Annotated in this window: 19 protein-coding genes and 1 pseudogene; 4 read left to right on the forward strand and 16 right to left on the reverse strand. The window is 72.7% G+C overall.

What is annotated here, in order from left to right; translation table 11 throughout:
- Positions 1-11: 11 nt before the first annotated feature.
- The gene (locus tag ACWGJM_RS05335) at positions 12-872 is read right to left on the reverse strand and encodes a DUF4253 domain-containing protein (protein WP_453410327.1); all 861 of its coding nucleotides are present in this window, start codon (positions 870-872) and stop codon (positions 12-14) included.
- A 34-nt stretch (positions 873-906) separates the two neighbouring features.
- Positions 907-1533 carry an isochorismatase family protein gene (locus ACWGJM_RS05340; RefSeq protein ID WP_453410328.1) on the reverse strand — a complete coding sequence of 209 codons (627 nt, stop codon included), beginning with the start codon at positions 1531-1533 and terminating at the stop codon, positions 907-909.
- 164 nt (positions 1534-1697) lie between these two features.
- On the opposite strand from ACWGJM_RS05340, the gene ACWGJM_RS05345 reads away from it, so the two are divergent.
- Positions 1698-2180, forward strand: coding sequence for a MarR family winged helix-turn-helix transcriptional regulator (locus ACWGJM_RS05345; RefSeq protein WP_453410329.1), 483 nt, complete (start codon positions 1698-1700; stop codon positions 2178-2180).
- Here ACWGJM_RS05345 and ACWGJM_RS05350 read toward each other — a convergent pair whose 3' ends face one another.
- Together ACWGJM_RS05350 and ACWGJM_RS05355 are read right to left on the reverse strand one after the other, a co-directional pair.
- Positions 2181-2495 (reverse strand): SDR family NAD(P)-dependent oxidoreductase, encoded by a 315-nt coding sequence (locus ACWGJM_RS05350; RefSeq protein ID WP_453410330.1) that lies wholly within the window; start codon positions 2493-2495, stop codon positions 2181-2183. It lies immediately after the preceding gene.
- A gap of 45 nt (positions 2496-2540) precedes the next feature.
- Positions 2541-3587, reverse strand: coding sequence for a class I SAM-dependent methyltransferase (locus ACWGJM_RS05355; RefSeq protein ID WP_453410331.1), 1047 nt, complete (start codon positions 3585-3587; stop codon positions 2541-2543).
- Positions 3588-3760: 173 nt separating this feature from the next.
- Here ACWGJM_RS05355 and ACWGJM_RS05360 point away from each other — a divergent pair, with 173 nt between their 5' ends.
- From ACWGJM_RS05360 to ACWGJM_RS05370, 3 genes are all read left to right on the forward strand, one after another.
- Positions 3761-6604 (forward strand): BTAD domain-containing putative transcriptional regulator, encoded by a 2844-nt coding sequence (locus ACWGJM_RS05360; RefSeq protein ID WP_453410332.1) that lies wholly within the window; start codon positions 3761-3763, stop codon positions 6602-6604.
- Positions 6605-7043: 439 nt separating this feature from the next.
- The gene (locus tag ACWGJM_RS05365) at positions 7044-8183 is read left to right on the forward strand and encodes an anion permease (RefSeq protein WP_453410333.1); all 1140 of its coding nucleotides are present in this window, start codon (positions 7044-7046) and stop codon (positions 8181-8183) included.
- Between the two features lie 43 nt (positions 8184-8226).
- Positions 8227-8454 (forward strand): hypothetical protein, encoded by a 228-nt coding sequence (locus tag ACWGJM_RS05370; RefSeq protein WP_453410334.1) that lies wholly within the window; start codon positions 8227-8229, stop codon positions 8452-8454.
- Positions 8455-8540: 86 nt separating this feature from the next.
- Here ACWGJM_RS05370 and ACWGJM_RS05375 read toward each other — a convergent pair.
- The 12 genes and pseudogenes from ACWGJM_RS05375 to ACWGJM_RS05430 all read right to left on the reverse strand — a co-directional run.
- A pseudogene (locus tag ACWGJM_RS05375) lies at positions 8541-8912 on the reverse strand (HoxN/HupN/NixA family nickel/cobalt transporter); the annotation flags it as partial.
- A 215-nt stretch (positions 8913-9127) separates the two neighbouring features.
- Positions 9128-10123: a sugar kinase gene (locus ACWGJM_RS05380; RefSeq protein WP_453410335.1), complete on the reverse strand. Its 996-nt coding sequence runs from the start codon at positions 10121-10123 to the stop codon at positions 9128-9130.
- On the reverse strand, positions 10120-10980 hold the full coding sequence (locus ACWGJM_RS05385; protein ID WP_453410336.1) for an SMP-30/gluconolactonase/LRE family protein: 861 nt from the start codon (positions 10978-10980) through the stop codon (positions 10120-10122). Before ACWGJM_RS05385 ends, ACWGJM_RS05380 begins: the two co-directional genes overlap by 4 nt.
- Positions 10977-11609 (reverse strand): bifunctional 4-hydroxy-2-oxoglutarate aldolase/2-dehydro-3-deoxy-phosphogluconate aldolase, encoded by a 633-nt coding sequence (locus ACWGJM_RS05390; RefSeq protein ID WP_453410337.1) that lies wholly within the window; start codon positions 11607-11609, stop codon positions 10977-10979. Before ACWGJM_RS05390 ends, ACWGJM_RS05385 begins: the two co-directional genes overlap by 4 nt.
- Before the next feature lie 35 nt (positions 11610-11644).
- Entirely contained in the window at positions 11645-12427 is a 783-nt protein-coding gene (locus tag ACWGJM_RS05395; protein WP_453410338.1) for a hypothetical protein, read from the reverse strand.
- Position 12428: 1 nt separating this feature from the next.
- Positions 12429-13574 carry a galactonate dehydratase gene (dgoD, locus tag ACWGJM_RS05400; protein WP_453410339.1) on the reverse strand — a complete coding sequence of 382 codons (1146 nt, stop codon included), beginning with the start codon at positions 13572-13574 and terminating at the stop codon, positions 12429-12431.
- Positions 13571-14308 (reverse strand): FadR/GntR family transcriptional regulator, encoded by a 738-nt coding sequence (locus ACWGJM_RS05405; RefSeq protein WP_453410340.1) that lies wholly within the window; start codon positions 14306-14308, stop codon positions 13571-13573. The genes dgoD and ACWGJM_RS05405 overlap by 4 nt, the downstream gene beginning before the upstream one ends.
- Before the next feature lie 43 nt (positions 14309-14351).
- On the reverse strand, positions 14352-15125 hold the full coding sequence (locus ACWGJM_RS05410) for an SDR family NAD(P)-dependent oxidoreductase (protein WP_453410341.1): 774 nt from the start codon (positions 15123-15125) through the stop codon (positions 14352-14354).
- Positions 15126-15180: 55 nt separating this feature from the next.
- Positions 15181-17244 carry an alpha-galactosidase gene (locus ACWGJM_RS05415; RefSeq protein WP_453410342.1) on the reverse strand — a complete coding sequence of 688 codons (2064 nt, stop codon included), beginning with the start codon at positions 17242-17244 and terminating at the stop codon, positions 15181-15183.
- Complete coding sequence (locus ACWGJM_RS05420) at positions 17241-18098, reverse strand: carbohydrate ABC transporter permease (RefSeq protein ID WP_453410343.1); 858 nt, start codon at positions 18096-18098, stop codon at positions 17241-17243. The genes ACWGJM_RS05415 and ACWGJM_RS05420 overlap by 4 nt, the downstream gene beginning before the upstream one ends.
- Positions 18098-19033, reverse strand: a complete 936-nt coding sequence (locus tag ACWGJM_RS05425; protein ID WP_453410344.1) for a carbohydrate ABC transporter permease — start codon at positions 19031-19033, stop codon at positions 18098-18100. The genes ACWGJM_RS05420 and ACWGJM_RS05425 overlap by 1 nt, the downstream gene beginning before the upstream one ends.
- Before the next feature lies 1 nt (position 19034).
- Positions 19035-20324 carry an ABC transporter substrate-binding protein gene (locus ACWGJM_RS05430; protein ID WP_453410345.1) on the reverse strand — a complete coding sequence of 430 codons (1290 nt, stop codon included), beginning with the start codon at positions 20322-20324 and terminating at the stop codon, positions 19035-19037.
- Positions 20325-20332 lie beyond the last annotated feature (8 nt).

The raw sequence follows: 20332 nt of genomic DNA on the forward strand, positions 1-20332 counted from the left end.
CACGCGGGGAGTCAGTCCCACCAGAGGGACCACACCGTCGAGCGAACCATGCCGTCGCCGGCGCTCCGCGGGTCCTGCACGGTGTCGTCGCAGTAACCCATCAGTTCTGTGGCGGCCTGCGCAGCGGCCCGCGGATGCAGGGGCGGCCTGTCGACGACCAGTTCCAGGTAGGCGCCGTGAGCGAGGAAGAGCTCGGCGCCCCACCTTTCGTGCCAGCGTCTGAGCAGGGCCGCGTCGTCCGCGGGGGTGAGGATCCGGTCGCCGTACCCGAACCAGTTGCCCGTCCCGATCAGGTGGGGCAGGACCACGGGCACCTCGTAGCCGCCTCGCGCCGGTACGAAGTTGATCCACCGGCGACTCCCGCCCCAGGAGATGTTGTCCAGGTCGCCGGTGCCCCACCGTGACACGCCCACGAGCGGCTCCACCAAGGCGGGGCCCAATCGTGGTGCCAGCCGGTCGGGGTCGTAGTCGTCGCGCCAGCTCTCCTGCTCCTCCACGTCGTCACCGGTGCCGTCCATCACCCACCGGAAGTTCGACACCACGACGGACGCCGCACGTGCGTCGTGGTCCTGGCACACCACCTCGGCCGTCAGTTCCTCGAGGGCGCCGGCATCGACGCCCGCGTGCCGACGGGACCGGGCCACGTCGTCCGGCGACAGCAGGGTGACGTAAGGCCACCAGCCGGTCTCGCCGTGCCTCCTGCGCCACTCGTCCCACACCTCCCGCACCCGGCCACGCGCCACGGACACCCCGATCACCTCGATGCCCGCGTCCGTGGTGGCCCGCTCCAGGCCGTTCTGAGGAAAACGTGCGTGCAGGGCGTGGAAGAGGTCGTCGGCAGGTAGACGCGGCTGGTGGTCAAAGGTGCTCACAAGTGCGGGACCCTACCGGTCGGCCGGTGGGGCTTCAGTGCTGGTGGGCCGCGGAGATCTGGCCGACCAGGACGGCGAAGGGCATGTCGAGGGCGGCGTAGACGGCGCCGGACTCGGTAAGGGCGTTGTCGGCCAGGGCCTCGACCATGAGGGTGGCGTAGTCGCTGACGACGACGCCCGCCTGCTGCATGCGCAGCAGTCCGGCTTCCCGCTTGGCCTGGCTGAAGGTGCCGGAGGCGTCCACGGCGACGTACGCGTCGTACCCGGCGGCCGTCGCGGAGAGCGCGGGCAGCGCCGCGCACACCTCGAGCGACACCCCGGCGAAAATCAGCTTCTGCCGGCCGGTGGCCTCGATGGCCTCGCGGACCCGCTCGTCGTGCCACGCGTTGACCGTGCTGCGGTCGATGATCTTGTGCCCGGCCGGCAGCGCCTCGACCAGTTCGGGGGTGGTCGGGCCCCACATGCTGTCGGCCGCTGTGGTGGTGACGACCAGCGGGACCCCCAACACGGTCGCCGCCCGTGCCAGCGCCACCACGTTGTGCTTCAGCTCGCCGACCGGGATGTCCCGGACGCCGGAGAGGAGGCCGACCTGGTGGTCGACCAGCACCACGGCGGCGTTCTCCCGGGTGATCGGCTCGAGGAACTTGCTGCGCTCGCTCATCTCGCGCTCCTTCGAGGTATGAGCCACAACCTCATTAGTCACTAATCTTGATAGTCATTTTTCGTGACAATTCGAAGCTATACCTCGGCTCCCGCAGGTGCAAGCGCCGCTAAAATCGCAGATCACACCGCACAGTGGCGAAGACCGCCGAGACGGGAGAGGCATTGACCGGGCACCCGACCGCGGAACCGGACCTCGGCGTGCTGGCCGCCCAGGTCCTGCTCTCCGTTCAACGTGAGCTGTTCATCGCGCTCGCCGAGCAGGGGTTCGACGACATCCAACCCCGCGCCGGCGCCGTCCTCGCCCACCTGCGCGCCGACGGCATCCGGGCCAGCGAGCTCGCCCGCGCCTCCGGACAGCACAAGCAGGTCATCGGCTCCCTCATCGACGACCTCGAACGCCTGGGCTACGTCGAACGCAAACCCGACCCCGCGGACCGCCGCGCGAAACTGATCTGCCCCACCGAACGCGGGCTGCTCCAGATGGAGACCGCCGCCTCCATCATGCGCACGATCGAGGAACGCCACTCGAAGGCACTGGGCAAGCAGGAGTACACCGCCTTCAAGACGGCCCTCCACCGCGTGGCCGAACTGCAACGCCAGGCCAGTACGCCGGCCGCAGCACCGGGACACAGGCAGAGCAACTGATCAGGCGGCCTCGGCCGGCCCGCGGAGTTCTTCGCGCAGGCCGAGGGCGAACATGCGGCTGAAGGCACGCGACGGCCCGTACACGGTCTCGTAGGGCGTGGGCACGGTGGCGGAGAGGGACGAGGTGATCAGGATGCGGCCGCGCCGGTTGGCCTCCATGTGCCGGGCGACGTGCTTGGCCAGGTGAACGACGAAGGTGACGTTCAGGTCGATCAGGCTCAGTTCGTCGTCGAGGTCGGTGTCCAGGAAGGCTCCGCCGATGCTCCGCCCGGCGTTCAGGACTGCCGCTTCGAGTGGCCGGCCGGTCTTCTCCACCGCACGCCACACGGTTTTCCCTCGCCGGCGCACCCCTGACCCCGTTCACGGTCGTATCTCGTAGACCGCGTTGAACACGGTCACCGCGGCCTGCCGGAACCGGGTGAAACCGGCCTGGGTGGACAGTTCACGCACCGCCGACTCGCCGGCCTGCGCACCCAGTGCGTAACCTCCTTGCTGCGAAAGGGAGTTGGGCACGCAGAGGAATATGGAGCCGCTGTAGTACAGCCGGCCCACCGGGTTGAAATTCTCCTCGACCCGGTCGGATGCCAACGGTTCCACCAGCAGCCAGGTGCCGTCCTCCGCCAGTGCCTCCCGCACCCGGCGGGCGGCTCCGAGGGGATCACCCATGTCGTGCAGGCAGTCGAACATGGTCACCAGGTCGTAGTCCGACCCCGCGAAGGTCTGGGCGGTGGCGACCTCGAAGGTGACCCGCTCGGCGACCCCGGCCTCGGCGGCCTTCTCGCGGGCCAGCTCGATCGACTCACGGTGGTAGTCGGAACCGACGACCGTCGTCCGCGGGTACGCCTCGGCCAGCAGCACCGCGGACGAGCCGAGCCCGCAGCCGACGTCGGCGACCCGGGCCCCTTCGGTGAGCTTGGTGTCGATCCCGTCCAGCGCGGGGATCCAGTTGGGGACCAGCTCGGCCTCGTAGCCGGGCCGGAAGAAAGCGTCGACTCCGACGAACACCTCCTCGTCGTGCTGGTGCCAGCCGAAGCCCTCGCCGGCGCGGAACGCGTCGGCGATACGGGGCTCGGCGCGCAGCATGCCCAGGGCGAAGCGGAACGCGGCCGCGACATTGGGACCGTTCGGGTCGGCCAGGCAGAACGCCTGCTCCTCGGTCAGCGCGAACCGGCCGGTTTCCGGGTCGTAGCCGACGTATCCGCCCGCGGCCTGGCCGCGCAGCCACTCGGTGAGGTAGCGCGGATGGCAGCCGGTGCGCTCCGCGAACTCCTCGGGTGTCGTGGAGCCCTCGGCGAGCGCGCGGTACAGGCCGAGCCGGTGGCCGAGCGCGACTGATCCGGCGGCCTCGGTCGCCGCGAGGTCGGTCACGAAGCGGCCCAGGAACTCGTTGATCTTCTCTTGGTCCATTTCCCGTTCTCCCTTTCTGTCGGACCGGCTGTGCGGTCACACCAGGAAGGCTCGGCGCGCACACTGTCACGGCCCTCGCACGGGATATCGTCGTACTAAAACACGTCCAGTTTTATCCGTTTCATACATGGTTGTACTGCTTTGTACGGTCGTGCAGGACACCGGGAGGCGCCATGACGGACGGGCCGCAGCCGCCGTCGGTGCGGGTGGAGGTCCTCGGGCCCCTGCGTCTCCTCGTCGACGGTGCCGCGGTGGAGGTCCCCGGCCCGCGGCGGCGCGCAGTGCTCGCCCTGCTCGCGCTCGCCGAAGGGCGGTCCGTGACCGTCGACCGGCTCGTGGACGCCCTGTGGCCGTCGGGGGTGCCCGCGTCGGGGCGGCAGGCCCTGCACAACCACGTGTCCCGGCTGCGCGGGCACCTCGGTCCCGCGGCGGGCAGGCTGGAGACACGGCACGACGGTTACCGGCTCGTCCTCCGGCCCGGCGAGCTCGACCTGGCACGGGCGCGGGCGATGCTCGCCAGGGCACGGGAGCAGGCGCGGCGGGACCCGGCCGGCGCGTGCGCACTGTTGCGGGAGGCGCACGTGCTGTGGCGCGGGCCGGTGCTCGCCGACCTCACCGACGTCGTCCCCGTGGCCGCCGCGGTCGAGGAGTGCCGGCAGCTGGGCCGCGAGGTGACCGACGCGCTGATCGCCGCCGCCGTCGCCGCGGGGCAGGCCGAGGAGGTGATGGGGCTCGCCGCCGCGCGGGCGGCCGCCGCCCCGCTGCGGGAGCCCGCGGTGCTCCTGCACATGCGGGCACTGGCGGCGACCGGGCAGGCCCCGGAGGCGTTGCGCGTCGGACGGGAGTACCGGCGCCGCCTGGTCGACGAGACGGGTCTCGATCCGTCGCCCACCCTGGACGACGTCGAGAAGGACCTCTGCGGCGTGGGCACCGCGCCCGTGCCCGCCCGGCCGGCCACCCGGCTGTTCGGCCGCGAGTCCGAGGTCGCTTCCCTGCACCGGCTGCTGGCGGCCGAACGCCTGGTCACGCTCGTCGGGACCGGCGGCGTCGGCAAGACCCGCGTCGCATATGAGGTCGCCCGGCAGAGCAGCACGGCGACGGTCCTGCGCCTCGCACCGGTCACCGATCCCGCCGCCGTCCCGCACGCGCTGGCGGCGGCCCTGCACCTGAGGGTCGACCACGGAGACGTCCTCGCCGCCAGCGTGTCCGTGCTGGCCGAGCGGACCGGTCTGCTGGTGATCGACAACTGCGAGCACCTGCTCGACGCCGTCCGGGACATGGTGGACGTGATCCTCGCCCGCTGTCCCGGCACCACGCTGCTGGCCACCAGCCGCGAGCCACTGGGGCAGGCCTCCGAACACGTCTGGCGGCTGCCGCCGCTCCCGCTGCCCCGCCCCGGCCGGGATCCCGCGGAGGCGGCGTCCGTGGCGCTCTTCCTGGACCGGGCCCGCCGGGTCCGCCCCGGCCGGCCCCCGACCCGCGCCGAATTGGCCGCGGTAGCCGATGTCGTGCGGCGTGTCGACGGTATACCGCTGGCGATCGAACTGGCCGCCGGTCGACTGTCCACGTTCTCCCTCGGCGATCTCCGACGGCGCCTGAAACGTTCGCTCGACCTGCTCGGTGGGGGCAGCACCAGCGCGGAGGCCCGGCACCGGACCCTGCGCGCGACCGTCGAGTGGTCGTACCGGCTCCTCACGGAGGACGAGCAGCGGCTGTTCCGGCATCTGTCGGTCTTCGCCGACGGCGTGGACCTCGACACCGCCGAGCGGATCGCCACCGACCTGGAGCCGGCGGGTGAACCCGGCAGCGCGGTGGCCCGCCTCGTCGACGCCTCCATGATCGACGCCACGTTCGACGGGAGCACGCGGTACCGCATGCTCGAGACACTGCGGGCGTTCGGGCTGGACCGGCTCGCGGCCCTCGGTGAGGACGAGGCTGCGGCGGAGCGGATGGTGCGGTGGGCCGTCGAGCTGACCGGACGGTTCCGTGCCGCCATGGCAGCGGAACGGGAGCCGGCGGCCGATGCGGAACTGCGCCGCGAGCTGCCGAACCTGCGGGCCGCATGGCGGCTGGTCCGCAGCCGGGGGCTCCTGGGCTACGCCGTCGCGATGGTCGTCGGACTGTTCGACGCGATCGCCTACCGCGACCTCGTCGAGATCCGGGACTGGGCGGAGGAACTCGCCGCCGACCCGGCGCTCGCCGGCCACCCGGGCGCGGGCCTTGTCCTCGGGGCCGCCGGTGAAGCCGTCTACCACCGCGGGGAGTTCGTCCGCGCGGAACGGTTCGCCCGCGCCGGGCTCCGCGCCGGGCCGGAGAGGAACGCCGGAGGCGAGGCGCCCTGGCAGTGCCTGATGGTGCTCGCCGTGTCCGAGTTGGCACGCGGCGCCCACGACGCCGCGGTGGGGCACGCCCTGGCCGCGGCCGATCTCGTCGGTCCGCACCGGGAGTGCCTCGGGATCGCGGCACTCGCGACGGCTTGTGCGGGTGCCCCTGACGCGGCGCGCCGGCTCAACGAGCGGGGGTGGGCCGACGCGGTGTCGCCCTCGATGCGTGCCTGGGGTGCCTATGTCGCCGGGGAGATCGAGAACCTCGCGGGCCGCGATGAACTCGCCGAACGGCACTACGTCGAGGCCGTCGACCTGGCCTGCGCCTCCGGCGCGACATTCCTCGTCGGCGTCTCGACCGTCGGGCTGCTGTCGGTGCGTGCCGCGCAGGGCCGGGTCCACGAGGCTTTGGAGGGCTACCGCGACGTCATCGGGTACTTCGCCCGCACCGGCAACTGGACCCATCTGTGGACCACCTTGCGCGATCTCGCCGGCCTGTTGCGCGGCCTCGGGGACGACGAGCCGGCGGCCCTGATCGACGCCGCGGCGGACCGGGCCCCGGACGCGCCCGCGGTACCCGGCTCCCGGCGCACCACGACACGTCGGCCGGTCCCCGGCCGGACCGCCGTACTCGAGGTGGCCCAGCAGGCCATCGAGCGGAACCTCACCAGCGGCCGGCTGAGCACCCGTTAGGATCTTGACGGCTCGGAGCGACGGGACGCGGTGGTCATGTGCTGCGCGGTCAGACGGATGAAGCGAGGCGGTCGAGGTCCGGTCAAGCAGTTGTCGGAGATGAGTGAGTGCGAGTATCTCGCCTGCGTCGGGCAGCGGCCCGGCGTGTTCGTCGGAAAGACGTCCTTCCCCCTGCACGTCGCTTTCCTGACCGGCCACGACCAGCATGCAGGGCGACACGGCGGCGCGGGACCGGCCGGCCGGCGTGACCGGCTCGTGGCTCGGCGCGGCCGTGACCGCAACCATGCCTGGCCGGGGCAGGTCCTGCACATCGCCCTGCCCGAGGGCGGGAGCCCCGGTCGCGGGGTCAGGAGGCGCGGCTTAGCGTTGATGGCAGGACGCGTCCCAACGGGGTACGCCAGGGCGGGCGCGTGGTCGGCCTGCTTCGGGAGGAGTCCCAGTGGGTACCGTCTCGTTCCTGCTCGTCGTGGTCGTCCTGACGGCTTTGGCCTTCGACTTCACCAACGGGTTCCACGACACGGCCAACTCGATGGCGACATCGATCGCCACGGGGGCCCTGAGACCGCGCGTGGCCGTCGCCGTCGCGGGGGTGCTGAATCTGGCGGGCGCGTTCCTGTCCACGACGGTCGCCAAGACCATCTCCGGCGGCATCGTGGACGATGCCAGAGTGTCCCTGGTGATGGTCTTCGCCGGGCTCGTCGGCGCCCTGTTGTGGAATCTGCTGACCTGGCTCGCCGGGCTGCCGTCGAGTTCGTCGCACGCGCTGTTCGGCGGGCTGATCGGTGCCGTGTGGGTCGGCGCCGGCGGATCCGCGGTGCAGTTCGGGGTGATCGTGGAGAAGATCGTGATCCCTGCCGTCCTCTCACCGCTCGTCGCCTGCGTCGTGGCCGTGCTGGGCACCTACCTCGCGTACGTCATCACCCGACGGTCGGGTCCCGACCGGGCGCGGCGCGGATTCCGCAGGGGTCAGATCGGTTCGGCATCGCTGGTGGCGCTCGCCCACGGCACCAACGACGCGCAGAAGACCATGGGTGTCATCACCCTGGCCCTGATCTCCGCCGGGGTGCTCGCCCACGATTCCGCGCCGCCCTGGTGGGTGGTGCTCTCCGCCGGGCTGGCCATCGCGCTCGGCACGTACGCGGGCGGCTGGCGGATCATCCGCACCATGGGCAAGGGGCTCACCGACATCGAGGCGCCGCAGGGCTTCACGGCCGAGACCAGTGCGACGGCCGTGATTCTCGCTTCGTCCCACATGGGATTCCCCCTGTCGACCACGCAGGTGTGTACCGGCAGCATCCTGGGCGCGGGCCTGGGCCGCAGGATGGCCGAGGTGCGGTGGGGCGTGGCTGGACGCATCGCACTGGCCTGGCTGTGCACGCTGCCCGCGGCGGCGGCCATGGGCGGCACGGCGGCCTGGATAGCCAGTCGCGGCACCGTGGGTGTGGCCCTGGTGGCCGCCGCCGCCGCCGCCTCGGCGGCCGGGTTCTGGGCCCTGTCGCGCCGCCGTCCCGTTACCCCGGACAACGTCAACGAACCGCCCGCGCCACTGCCCGGGCAGGTGCAGCGGACAGCGGCGTGAGGGCCGGGCGGCCGTCGCGTCCCGCGGCGAAAGGAGGCGGGCGATGAACATCCACTGGGGCGGCCTCGGCACCGTGTTCGGTATCAGCCTCGGGATCACACTGCTCACGGTCGTGCTGTTCTCCCTCGGCGTCGCCGCCTGGCCCCGTGGCGACGACGGAGGACGCGCCCGCGGCGCCAACCGGCCGGCCGCCGCAGCGGCAGCGGTGCTGTGCTTCGCCGCGTGCCTGGCGGTCGCCGCCTACGGGCTCGCCCTGATCGTCGGCGGTTGACAGGCCGACCGCCGGAACAAAGGCAGTTGAGTCCGGAGCCCGAACACCCCGGGCAGCTCGGTCCCCCTGCCGCTGCTCGTCGCCGCTCACGCCTCGGACTCGGCGGACGCCGGCTGTGCCGGTCCGGCCGTCCACTTCTCCTCGATCCGGCCGATCTTCCACACCAGCAGGACGCCGGCCCAGGTGGCGAAGAAGAGGCCGACGATGACGTAGCCGGTGATGTTCGGGTCCAGGCCGGAGATCCAGTCCCAGAAGGGGCTGTGCAGGTCCGCGTTCTCGGCGACCAGGCCGAGGAGTTCGACGGTGCCGATGATGAACGGCACCGGCAGGCACAGGATGGCGTACCAGGCCAGCCCGGAGGCCGCGCCCGAGCCGGCGAGGACGAGGAGCGCGATCTCGGTCGCCGTGTCGAAGCCCAGGCCGAGGAGGAGGCCCAGGGGGTACATCTGCCAGGCACGCCGAGGAGGGACGCATCGGCCTCTACACCGGCGCGCTGTCCTCCGTATCCGGACTGATCGTCCTCATCGGCAGCTCGGCCACCGGCTCCCTGCCAGACCTGGACCTCCCGGCCGCCGCCCCCTGGCTCGTCCTCAGCCCGGTTCCCGCTCTGGCGGTGGTTCTGCTTCCCCGCCGCCCCCGTGAACCGAGGAAGAGGACGGATGACGCGCCGGCTTCACCCCGCGTCCGGCCCGAGCCGTGCCCGCGCCCAGTCCTCGTCGCCGAGCCCCAGGAGCCGCTCGACCGTGTCCGCGTCGGGCAGCGGCCCGTGGTCCGCGGTCGTCCTGAGCGCGGCCGACGCCGTGATGTGTCCGAGCCGCAGGGCATGCCGCAGGTCCCCGCCGTTCAGCAGCCCGGCGAGGAATCCGGCGGCGAAGGCGTCCCCCGCGCCGACGGGTTCCACGACGTGCGTTCGCAAGGCGAGTACCGTGCAGGTCCCCTGGTCGCCGAAGGCGGTGGCGGACCGGGCGCCGTCCTTGACGACGAGGATGCGCGGATTCCCCAACAGCCGTCTCACGTCGGCCGCTGCGAGGTCCGCGCCCCACAGGTCCTGTGCTTCGTCGAGACCGACGAAGGCGATGTCGGCGCGGTCGGCGAGGTCGCGCAGCACGGTGGCGGCCGTGCCGTCACGCCAGAGCGCGGGGCGGTGGTTGACGTCGAAGCTGACGGCGTGGGGGCGGGCGCCCGCCGGGGTGTCGAGGGTGCGTTGCACCAGGTTCCGGCAGGAGGGGGACAGCGCCGGGGTCACCCCGGTGAGATGCACGACGGAAGCCGTCCGCAGCCGCTCGTCGTCCAGGATGCCGGGGCCGAGGGCGGAGGCCGCCGAACCGGTCCGGTAGTAGTGGACGCGGGTGCGGGCGGGGCCCGGGTCCTTCACGAGCAGACCGGTCGGCCGGTCCGGGTCGGTGCGTACGCCGGTGACGTCGACGCCCGCGGCGGCGACAGCGGCGCGCACCCGCCGGCCGAACGCGTCGTCGCCGAGCGCCGACAGCCAGGAGACCGGGCGGCCCAGGCCGGCCAGGTGCATGGCCACGTTCGACTCCGCTCCGGCCACCGACACGCGCAGGTCCTCGGCGCTGTCGAGCGGACGGGGTGGTGTGGGAGCCAGGGCGGCCATCGTCTCGCCGACACACACGACGGGTCCGTCCGCCGGACGCCACATGCCCGTCATGCGGCCTCCCCCGCAGGACGGTAGGCGGCCACGGGCGGGCCCGGCACGTCGACCCGCGCGGTGAACAGGGCTCCGTCCTCGGGGCCGGGGTCGGTGAGGCCCACGCGGGCCGAGGTGATGTGCAGGACGTCCCCCTGGAGGCACACTCCAGCGGGCTGGCGCGCGGGCAGCCGCAAGGTGCGCTCCAGCCTGCCGTCCGGCAGGTAACGGCGTACGGTGCCGGTGCCCCACACCGCGATCCACACGGCGCCCTCGAGGTCGACCGTCATGCCGTCCGGGCTGCCGTCCGCGACGGTGACGAACGTGTGCGCCGCGCCGAGTGCACCGGTGGCCGGGTCGACCTCGTGGCGGCGGACGACTCCCCGGGCGCTGTCGGCGAGGTACAGGGTGCCGCCGTCGGGCGTGAAGGCGGGCCCGTTCGGCACGGTGATGCCGTCGAGCACCCGGGTGACCGTGCCGTCGTGGTCGACCCGGTAGAGGGAACCGGCGCCCTCGTCCCCGGTGTACGCCATGCTGCCCGCCCAGAACCGTCCGGCGGGGTCGGCGCTCGCGTCGTTCATGCGCATGGGCAGGGGGGTGTCCGCCTCGGGCCGGTCCAGCCACGTGGTGGATCCGTCGGGGTCGAGCAGGCAGATCCCGGTTCCCGCGGCGGCTATCCAGCTTCCGGGGCGACCGGCCACGGGGGCCACCGCGCCCAGTGGGAAGGGCAGCCGGGCGAGTTGCCGCAGGGGCGCGGTGGGCTCGTCGGGGGCGGCCAGCAGCCGGCCGGTCAGGATGTCGACGAGCACGATGCCGTCGCCGGTCCAGCGGATACCCTCGCCGAGTTCCAGCCGGTCGGGGCGGAGGGTCTCGGTCACGGCGTGAACTCCTCGGCGACGGCACGGAAGGCGCGGGCGCGGGCGCGCAGGCCGGTGATGCTTCCGCCGTCGGCGGCGTCGCCGACGAGGGGGGAGCCGATGCCGACCGCGGTCGCCCCGGCGGTCAGGTAGGCGCGGGCCGCGGCCTCGTCGACCCCGCCCACGGGCACGAACGGCTCGTGCGGGAAGGGCCCGCGCAGGGCCTTGAGGTAGCCGGGGCCACCGGCCTGGGCGGCCGGGAAGATCTTCAGCGCGGTGGCGCCGAGGCCGCGTGCGGTCACGATGTCGGTCGGGGTCAGCACTCCCGCCAGGACCGGCAGACCCGCCTCGATCGCCGCGCCGACGCCCTCGCCCAGCGCGGGGGTGACGACGAAGTCCGCGCCGGCGTCGTGGGCGGCCCGGGCGTCGCCGGCGGTCAGCACGGTGCCGGCGCCGAGGGGGCGGTCGGGGCCGAGGGCCTGCCGGGCCCGCTCGACGACGGTCAGGGCGCCCTTGCCGGTCAGCGACACCTCGATGAGTGCTATGCCCTCGTCGGCCAGGGTCAGTACGGTGCGCAGCGCGGCGTCGGGGTCGTTCCCGCGCACGATGGCGACGAGACGGTGGGCGGTCAGGGCCGCACGCAGGTCCATGAAGCGGGGTCCAATCCACTCGGTTTCGGCGGAGGTCAGGGGCAGGCGCAGCCGTCGGTCAGGGTCAGCCGCCAGTGCACCTCACCGGATGCGGGGACGACGGCCGCTTGCCCGGGGCCTGCCTCGGCGAGGTCGAAGACGCGGCCGAGCATCGGCTCCACGCCGGTACTGCGGTAGGGCTGGCCGGCGGGGAAGCCGCCCAGGTTGCGCCACAGGGCGATCGACAGCGGTTGTCCGTCGGCCTCCACGGACAGGGCCAGCATGTCCCCGTCGTCGTGCACACAGCAGCGGGCGGAGTCGACGACCGCTCCGACCGCGGTGCCGTCGTCCGGTCCCAGGCGGTCCAGCCGGACTCCGCGGGGTGCGGGCCAGCTGCCCTCCACGCACGGCTCCGGGTCGGGGTAGAGGCGGGTGTGCGCTCCTTCGCGCAGGTGCAGTACCGCCCGCGCGGAGAGGTCGAGGAGGGCGTGGGCCGCCCAGACGAAGCGGTGGCCGGGGTCGGCCGTGAGGGCGTAGTCGGCCTCGGCGCCGTCGGCGGTGGGGCGGATGGTCCGGGTCAGCGCGAACCGCTCGCAGCGCACGCTCTGCGTGCCGTTCCCGTGGTCCGTCCAGGCCCGTGACCAGGCGTCGCCGTGGTCGGGTGTGCCGCGGACGGTCGGCACGCACTCCTCCAGTCCGCCGGCGTCGATGAAGGCGTCGCCCGGTGCCACGTCCGCGCGCAGGGGGTCCTCGCGTCGCCACAGCCACTCCCGCGAGCCTGCGCGCAGCGAGGTCCACCGGCCGCCGTTCGCCGGGTCGGTGAGGATGTCGAGTGGCACGTCACCACTCCGCGAAGGAGCCGTCGGCGTGCCGCCACACCGGGTTGCGCCAGGTGTGACCGGTGCGGTCGGCGGCGCGTACGGCGGCCTCGTCGACCGTGATGCCCAGGCCGGGGGCGTCGCCGCGGGGCGCGTGTCCGGCCACGAAGCGGAACGGCTCGGGGTCGACCAGGTAGGAGAGGAGGTCGGCGTCCTTGTTGTAGTGGATGCCCCGGCTCTGTTCCTGGATCAGGAAGTTGGGGGTGGCGAAGGCGACCTGGAGGCTGGCCGCCAGGGCGATCGGGCCGAGCGGGCAGTGCGGGGCGAGCTGGGCGCCGTAGGTCTCGGCAAGGGAGGCGATGCGGTGGACCTCGGAGATGCCGCCCGCGTGGGAGAGGTCGGGCTGGGCCACCGCGACTCCGGCGGCGAGGACGGGGAGGAACTCGGCACGGCCGTAGAGGCGTTCGCCGGTCGCGAGGGGGACAGAGGTGGAGGTGACGAGGCCGGGCAGCAGATGGCTCTGCTCCGGGACGACCGGTTCCTCCACGAACAGCGGGTGCAGCTCGGCCAGTTCGGTCAGCACCCGGCGGGAGGTGGCGGCGGTGAAGCGGCCGTGGAAGTCGACGGCGACGTCGCGGTCCGGCCCGAGGGCCTCGCGTGCGGCGGCCACGCGGGCGACGACGGCCGCGGTCTCGGCGGCCGTGGCGATGGGCGAGGTGGCTCCGGCCGCGTTCATCTTGACCGCGGTGAAGCCGGCCTCCACCTGGGCGGCGATCTGCTCGGTGAGTTCGGCGGGTTCGTCGCCGCCGACCCAGGCGTAGACGCGGACCCGGTCGCGTACGGGGCCGCCCAGCAGGGCGTGCACGGGGGCGCCGTAGGACTTGCCGGCGATGTCCCACAGGGCCTGGTCGAGGCCGGCGACGGCGCTGGACAGGACGGGGCCGCCGCGGTAGAAGCCGCCCTTGGTGAGCACCTGCCAGTGGTCCTGGATACGCAGCGGGTCCTGTCCGAGGAGGTGTTCGGCGAGGACGTCGACCGCGGCCCGGACGACTTCGGCGCGGCCCTCGACGACGGGTTCGCCCCAGCCGACGACGCCGTCATCGGTCTCGACGCGGCAGAACAGCCAGCGCGGGGGGACGAGGAAGGTTTCGATGCGGGTTATCTTCACTGGGCGCGGGAGCCTTCCGTGTCGTCGGGGCCGCCGATGCGGTCCAGGTCGCGTCCGGCCTGGTCGAGCAGGGCCCGCATCGCGGCCTCGGCGGCGCGGGGGTCGCGGGCGCGGACGGCGTCCAGGACAGCGCGGTGGGCCGGGACGGGATCCTCGCTGTGCGGGGAGCTGTGCACGATGCGGTCACGGTGGGCGAGGCCCGATTCGATGACCATCTCCATGCGTTCGAGGAGTTCGTTGTGGGTGGCGGCGAGCAGGGCGCGGTGGAAGGCGAGGTCGGCGTCGACGGCGTGTGCGGCGCCCGCGTCCTCCTCCCCCATCGCGTCCAGGGCGCCGTCCAGGGCGGCGAGGTCGGCGTCGGTGCGCCGCTCGGCGGCGAGGCGGACGGCGGCCGGTTCGATGATGGCGCGGACCTCGGCGAGGTTGTGCAGCAGCGCCCGGTCGGCCTCGGTGGTGCTGCCGCCCTCGAACTGCCAGCGCAGCACGTCGGCGTCGAGCAGGTTCCAGTCGGCGCGGGAGCGCACGAAGGTGCCGCGCTTCTGGCGGGCGTCGACCATGCCCTTCGCGGCGAGCACCTTCAGGGACTCGCGCAGGGCGGTGAGGCTCACGTCCAGCTCGCTCTGCAACGCCACCAGGTCGAGCGTGGCCCCCTCGGGGATGTCGCCGCCGAGGATGCGGCGGGCGAGGGCTTCCACGGTCTGGCCGTGTACGCCGCGGCGGGCGTAGGGCGTCATGTCGTACAGCCTTTCTGCTTCGGCCGGTGCGCGGTCGGCGCGGTCATGCGGAGGCCTTGACGACGCTCCAGCCGCCGTCCACGACGAGGCTGGTTCCGGTGATGTAGGAGGCCTCTTCGGCGGCGAGGAACGCGATGGCCGCGGCCACCTCCTCGGGGGTGCCGAAGCGGCGGGCCGCCGTCTCGGCGACGCTGCGCTCCCGGTCCTCCTCCGACACCCTGTCCCAGGCCGCGGTCAGGATCGGGCCCGGCACGACGGCGTTGACGCGCACCTCGGGCCCGTATTCCACCGCGAGCTGGCCGCACAGGGAGAGCAGGGCGCCCTTCGCGGCGGCGTAGGCCGGGTGGCCGGGGATGCCCCTGCGGGCGTGCACGGACGAGGTGAGCACCACTGATCCGCGGCGTTCGCGCAGGTCGGGCAGGACCGCCCGGAAGCCGAGGAAGGTGCCGGTGAGGTTGACGTCGAGCTGCCGCTGCCAGGAGGGGAGGGTCATTCGGTGGGCGGGCGTGACGTCGACGGTGTAGGCGTTGCTGACGAGGACGTCCACCGGTCCGTAGGTGTGCGCGGCGGCGACGAGCCGGGCCCAGTCGTCCTCGGCGGCGACGTCGGCGGCCACGAAGCCGGCGCGGCCGCCGTTCTTGGTGATCCGCTCGGCCACGGCCGCGCCGCGTTCCTCGGCGATGTCGGCGAGCACGACGGCGGCTCCCTCCCCGGCGAGGCGTGCGGCCGTGGCGGCACCGATGCCGGAGGCCGCTCCGGTGACCAGGGCCGTGCGGCCGGTGAACCGGGCGCCGTGCCGTCGTGCTGGCTGCTCCATCGTGGGGTTCGACTCCTTCGCGTGCGGGACGGGCCCTTCGGAAAACATATGCGCCTCACCGACGTGTCAGCACGACCAGGTCGGCGTCGTGCTCGGCGCTCCATGAGAACGGCAGTCCGTAGTGCAGCAGGTGGGCTCCTCCGTACGTCGTGCCGGTCCGCTCGTCGCGGTAGTGCGCCGCCGGGTCCAGGCCCCGCAGGCGGAGCCGGTCGGGGCGTCCGGGCAGGAGCGGGGCCCCGTCGAGGCGGCCGGTGCTCAGCGCGGCCACGACCGTGCGGTCGCCGCGGTCGTACTGCACACCGCAGGTGGTGTCCTCGGGGGTGCCGAGGAGCCGGGCCTCGCCGTGGTGCACGATGTCGCGCACCTCCTTGTAGCGGGCGATCCACCCGGCGGCCTCGGCCCGCTGCTCCTGGCTCCAGGCGCGCAGGTCGGCGCCGATGCCGAGGACCCCGCACATGGCGTTGACGAAGCGGAAGGCGAGGCTGCGCGGGCGCGGGTCGAAGACGCCGGGTGCGTCGGTGACCCAGGAGCTCATGGTGTGCGGGGCGTGGGCGTGCAGGAATCCGTACTGGATGGACAGCCGGTCCAGCGGGGCGGTGTTGTCGCTGGGCCAGACGACGTCGGTCCGTGCGAGGGTGGCGTGCTCGATGCGTCCGCCGCCGCCCGCGCAGCCCTCGACGGTGACGTCGGGGTGGGCGGTGCGCAGGTGGTCGAGGACACGGAGGTAACCGGCGACGTGCTCCGCGTCCAGGTCGACGGGGCCGGCACCGGGGCGGCCTCGCTCGGTGGGCGGCCGGTTCATGTCCCACTTCAGGTAGCTGATGTCGTACGTGCCCAGGAGCCGGTCCAGGGTGCCGGTGACGAAATCCTGGACGTCCCCGCGGCCGAGGTCGAGCAGGAGCTGGTTGCGGATCAGCCGGGCGGGGCGGCCGTCGAGGCGGTAGACCCACTCGGGGTGCTCGGCGTACAGCCGGCTGGTGGGGCTCACGGCCTCGGGCTCCACCCAGAGGCCGAAGTCGAGGCCGAGGGCGCGTACCTCGTCGACGAACCGGTCGAAGCCCTGGGGGAAGGCCGCCGGGTCCGGGTGCCAGTCGCCCAGTCCGCCGGTGTCGTCGGCGCGGCCGGTGAACCATCCGTCGTCCACGACGAACAGTTCGGCCCCGATGTCGGTGGCGGCCTTGGCCAGCTCCAGCTGCCCGGCCGCGTCGACGTCGAAGCCGGTCGCCTCCCAGGAGTTGTAGAGCACTTTGCGCGGGCGGTGCAGCCGGTCGCCGGCGAGCCGGCGTTCGTAGCGGTGCCAGACCCGGGCGAGCCCGTCGAGGCCGTCCGGGCTGAACGCGCAGGCGAGCCTCGGGGTGGTCAGGGTGTCGCCGGGTGCCAGGCGTACGAAGCCCTCGTGCGGGACCCGTCCGGCGCGGACCCGTACGGCGCCGCCTGGTTCGGCCTCGGCTGTGATGTGCCAGTTGCCCGGCCATGCGAGGGCGATGCCGTAGGCGGCCGGTGCGTCGCCGTCCTGCACGGCGAGCCAGGGCGCGTACGCGTGTCCGGGCACGGCCTGGACGCTGCCCATGGTGAACGTGCCCCGGGGCAGGTCGAGTCGCGTCCTCTGGAACTCCTGGGACCACTGGCCGGTGAGGTAGGTCAGCCGGGCGACGTCCGTGACGGGGATGTTCACGGCGGCCGAGTCGAGCCGCTCCAGGTGGAGTTCGGTGTGCGCGGTGAACTCGGTCCAGCGCAGGATCACGTCGGTGTCCGGCACGGTCTCGTAGCACAGCACGGTCCGCAGGCCCGACCGGGCGTCGTGGAAGGCGAGGCGCAGTGAGTCCTCGCCTTCCTCCGCCCCGGCGAACTCCCACCACACTCCGCGCTCGCCGTCCGGCCGGGCGGCCACCAGGTCGCTGCCGGTGAACGGTCGCAGTCCGAAGGGCAGATATTCGGCGGGGGCGGCGTCGGCGGGTGTGATGAAGTGGGTGCGCCGCGACCAGTCCAGGGCGGAGGGTCCGGTCTCGACGCCGAGCGGGCCCCAGGCGTCGAGTTCGGCCCACGGGCCGTCCGGGGACAGGCGCACGGTGTAGCTCGTGTGCTCCGTGCGCAGGGTCCAGCGCGGGCAGGTCGTCACTTCACCGCTCCCAGGTTGAGGCCGGCCACGAAGTGCCGCTGGAACCGCAGGAACACGGCGACCGTGGGCGCGGCGGCGATCACGGATCCGGCCGCGATCACGTTCCACATCGACACGTACTGGCCCTGGAGACCGATGAGTGCGGCGGTGATCGGCATCTTGGTGTCGCTGCGCAGCACGGTGATCGCCCAGAGCAGGTCGTTGAAGATCCAGGTGAAGGACAGGGCGCTGAGGGCGGCCAGGGCGGGGCGGGCCAGCGGGAGGATGATCCGCCAGAAGATCTGCCACGGTCCGGCGCCGTCGACGACCGCCGCCTGCTGGATCTCCGGCGGTATCGCGCGCATGAAGCCGTGCAGGACGAAGACGTAGAAGCCGACGCCGAAGCCGATCTGCACGCCGACGAGGGCGGGCAGGGTGTCGTAGACGCCCAGCAGTTCGCTGAGTTTGGACACCGGGATGAGCAGGATCTGGGGTGGGAGCAGGTTGCCGCCGAGCATGAGCAGCAACAGCGCGCGGCGGAAGGGGAGTTCGTAGCGGCTGAGGGCGAACGCGGCCATGGCGGCGAGGGCGAGGGTGGCCAGGACGCACGGCACGGTCACGACCAGGCTGTTGATCAGCGCGCGCTGCTGGCCGCCGTTGACCCAGGCCTGGCGGAAGTTTCCCAGGGTGAAGGAGTGCGGCCAACTGCCCAGGCCGTGTGCGGCGATGTCGTCGAAGGTGCGCAGGCTGGTCACCAGGACCAGGGCGATGGGCAGCAGCCAGAGGACGGCCAGGGCGCCGGCGCCCAGGTGGAATCCGGCGGTCGCGGCCCGCTTGCGGCGCAGCGCGCCGGACGTGGCGGATGGGGCGGACATCAGTCGGCCTCCCGGAACGCGCGGACGAGGTAGGAGGCGATGACTCCGAAGGCCAGCACGAAGATGACGACGGCCAGCGCGGAGCCGTAGCCGAGTCGCAGGGACTGGAAGGCGGTCGAGTACATGTACGTGCTCAGCAGCTCGGACGAGTGGTAGGGGCCGCCGCGGGTCAGCGACCACACGACGTCGAAGGAGCGCAGCGAGTCGATGACGATGACGGACAGGACGACCGCGTTGACGCTGCGCAGCTGGGGCAGCGTGACGTGGCGGAAGCGCTGCCAGGCGCTCGCGCCGTCGACCTTCGCCGCCTCGTACAGGGCGGGGTCGATGCCCTTGAGGCCGGCCAGGTACAGGACCATGACGTAGCCGATCTGGCGCCACAGCGCGGGCACGATCACCGCGTACAGGGCGGTGTCCTGGTCGGCGAGCCAGGCGTGGCGGAGGCTGTCGAGGCCGACGGCGTGCAGGAGCTGGTTGAGGACGCCGTCCGGCTGGTAGATCGCCTGCCAGACGAGGGCGGTGGCGACCAGGGAGAAGACGACGGGCAGGAACAGGGCGCCCCGGTAGAAGCCGACGCCGCGCCGCTCCTGCTGGAGCAGCAGGGCGGCGGCCAGACCGAGCACGGCGGACAGTCCGCCGAAGAGCGCCAGCCACAGCACCGTGTGGCCGGCCGCGCTGCGGAAGACGTCGTCGTGGGCCATCTCGCGGAAGTTGTCCAGGCCGATGAACTGCGGTGGGGAGACTCCGTCCCACTTGGTGAGGGCGAGGTAGAAGCCCTGGAGGGCGGGCCAGAACACCCACAGTGCCTCGGCGAGGAGCGGGACCAGGACGAAGGCCAGGACCAGGGGTGGGGTGCGCCGGGGGCCCCGGGCCCGCCTGCCGCTCACGGGCACGCGGGCCGGGGACTTCCGGTCGGGGGCGGTCAGGACGGCCATGTCAGGCGGCCCAGATCTTCTCGGCATCGCGCTGCCAGTCGGTCAGGATGCTGCCGATCGACTTCGGTTTGGCCAGGAACTTGGTCAGTGCGGTGTCCGCGGTGGGCTGGAGGGCGTCGCTGGAGTCCCGGTTGAAGAACTGGGTTATCTCGGCCGCCGCCTCGATGTGCTTGCGGCCCTTCTTCACGAGCGCGGTGCCGGCGTCCTTGGCATCCGGGTTGCAGGGCAGGACGGTGCCGGAGGAGCCCTTGATGTACGTCTCCTGGGCCTCGGCGGTGGCGAGGTAGCGCATCAGGTCGAAGACCTGGTCTCGGCGGCCGGTGCGGGCGCTGGCGAAGTAGCCGTCGGTGGGCGCCTCTTCGGCGAGCGGGACCTTGGCGTCGATGACGGGGAAGCGGAAGAAGTCGATGTCGTCCAGGGCGCTCTTGGGAGCCGCGTCGGCGAAGAAGGTGCCGATGAGCATCATGCCGCTGCGGCCGTTGAGCAGGGCGGTGGTGGCGTCCTGGAAGGGGACGGCGGCGCCGTTCGGGTCGAAGTACGGCAGCACCTCCTGCCAGCGGTCGAAGACCTTGCGCACCTCGGGGTCGTCGAACCGGTGCTTGCCCGCGAGGAGTTCACGGTGGTACTCGGCGCCGTTGATGCGGATGTCGAGGTAGTCGAACCAGGCCGACGCCACCCAGGCCGTGTTGCCGCCCGCGCCGAGTCCGATCGGGGCGACGCCCTTGCTCTTGAGCTTGTCGCACAGGTCGAGGAAGTCGTCCCAGCTCTTGGGCTCGCTCACGCCCCACTTGGCGAAGTTGGACTTGCGGTAGAACATGCCCCACCAGTAGTAGGTGGCGGGCACGAAGACCTTCTTGCCGGAGCTCGACGTGCACAGCGAGTTCAGCGCCTTGGAGTAGCGCTTGAGGTCGGGCGACGAGGTCCACACCTCGTCGAGGTCCAGCAGCAGCTTCTTCTTCGCGTAGGCGTCCGCCACCGAGCCGGGGTACCAGGTGAGCACGTCCGGCGGGTTGGCCGAGGTCAGATACGTCGGCAGCTGGGTGCGGAAGGTCTCCGCGGCGACCGTGTTGAGGCTCGCCCGCCCGGACCCCTTCTTGCCGTACGCCGCGACGAGGTCCTCCATCGCGGCCTTGGCCTGCGGGGCGGAGAGGTTGGACTGGAGGGTGACCGCGCCCTTCGAGGAACTCCTGGCGGAGGAGGTGGAGGTGACACAGCCGCTGAGCAGTGCCGCTGACCCGGCGGCACCGAGTCCGGTGAGGAACCGGCGTCGGCCGATCTGGTGGTTGGCCATGATTGATT

Source organism: Streptomyces sp. NPDC054834, assembly GCF_053611185.1.

Bases quoted from the DNA above. Each gene is read 5' to 3' on its own strand.
- ACWGJM_RS05410 (WP_453410341.1), bottom strand. From the start codon at position 15,125: ATGGAGCAGCCAGCACGACGGCACGGCGCCCGGTTCACCGGCCGCACG.
- ACWGJM_RS05380 (WP_453410335.1), bottom strand. From the start codon at position 10,123: ATGACGGGCATGTGGCGTCCGGCGGACGGACCCGTCGTGTGTGTCGGC.
- ACWGJM_RS05420 (WP_453410343.1), bottom strand. From the start codon at position 18,098: ATGTCCGCCCCATCCGCCACGTCCGGCGCGCTGCGCCGCAAGCGGGCC.
- ACWGJM_RS05390 (WP_453410337.1), bottom strand. From the start codon at position 11,609: ATGGACCTGCGTGCGGCCCTGACCGCCCACCGTCTCGTCGCCATCGTG.
- ACWGJM_RS05370 (WP_453410334.1), top strand. From the start codon at position 8,227: ATGAACATCCACTGGGGCGGCCTCGGCACCGTGTTCGGTATCAGCCTC.
- ACWGJM_RS05355 (WP_453410331.1), bottom strand. From the start codon at position 3,587: ATGGACCAAGAGAAGATCAACGAGTTCCTGGGCCGCTTCGTGACCGAC.
- ACWGJM_RS05340 (WP_453410328.1), bottom strand. From the start codon at position 1,533: ATGAGCGAGCGCAGCAAGTTCCTCGAGCCGATCACCCGGGAGAACGCC.
- ACWGJM_RS05405 (WP_453410340.1), bottom strand. From the start codon at position 14,308: ATGACGCCCTACGCCCGCCGCGGCGTACACGGCCAGACCGTGGAAGCC.
- ACWGJM_RS05430 (WP_453410345.1), bottom strand. From the start codon at position 20,324: ATGGCCAACCACCAGATCGGCCGACGCCGGTTCCTCACCGGACTCGGT.
- ACWGJM_RS05360 (WP_453410332.1), top strand. From the start codon at position 3,761: ATGACGGACGGGCCGCAGCCGCCGTCGGTGCGGGTGGAGGTCCTCGGG.
- ACWGJM_RS05425 (WP_453410344.1), bottom strand. From the start codon at position 19,033: ATGGCCGTCCTGACCGCCCCCGACCGGAAGTCCCCGGCCCGCGTGCCC.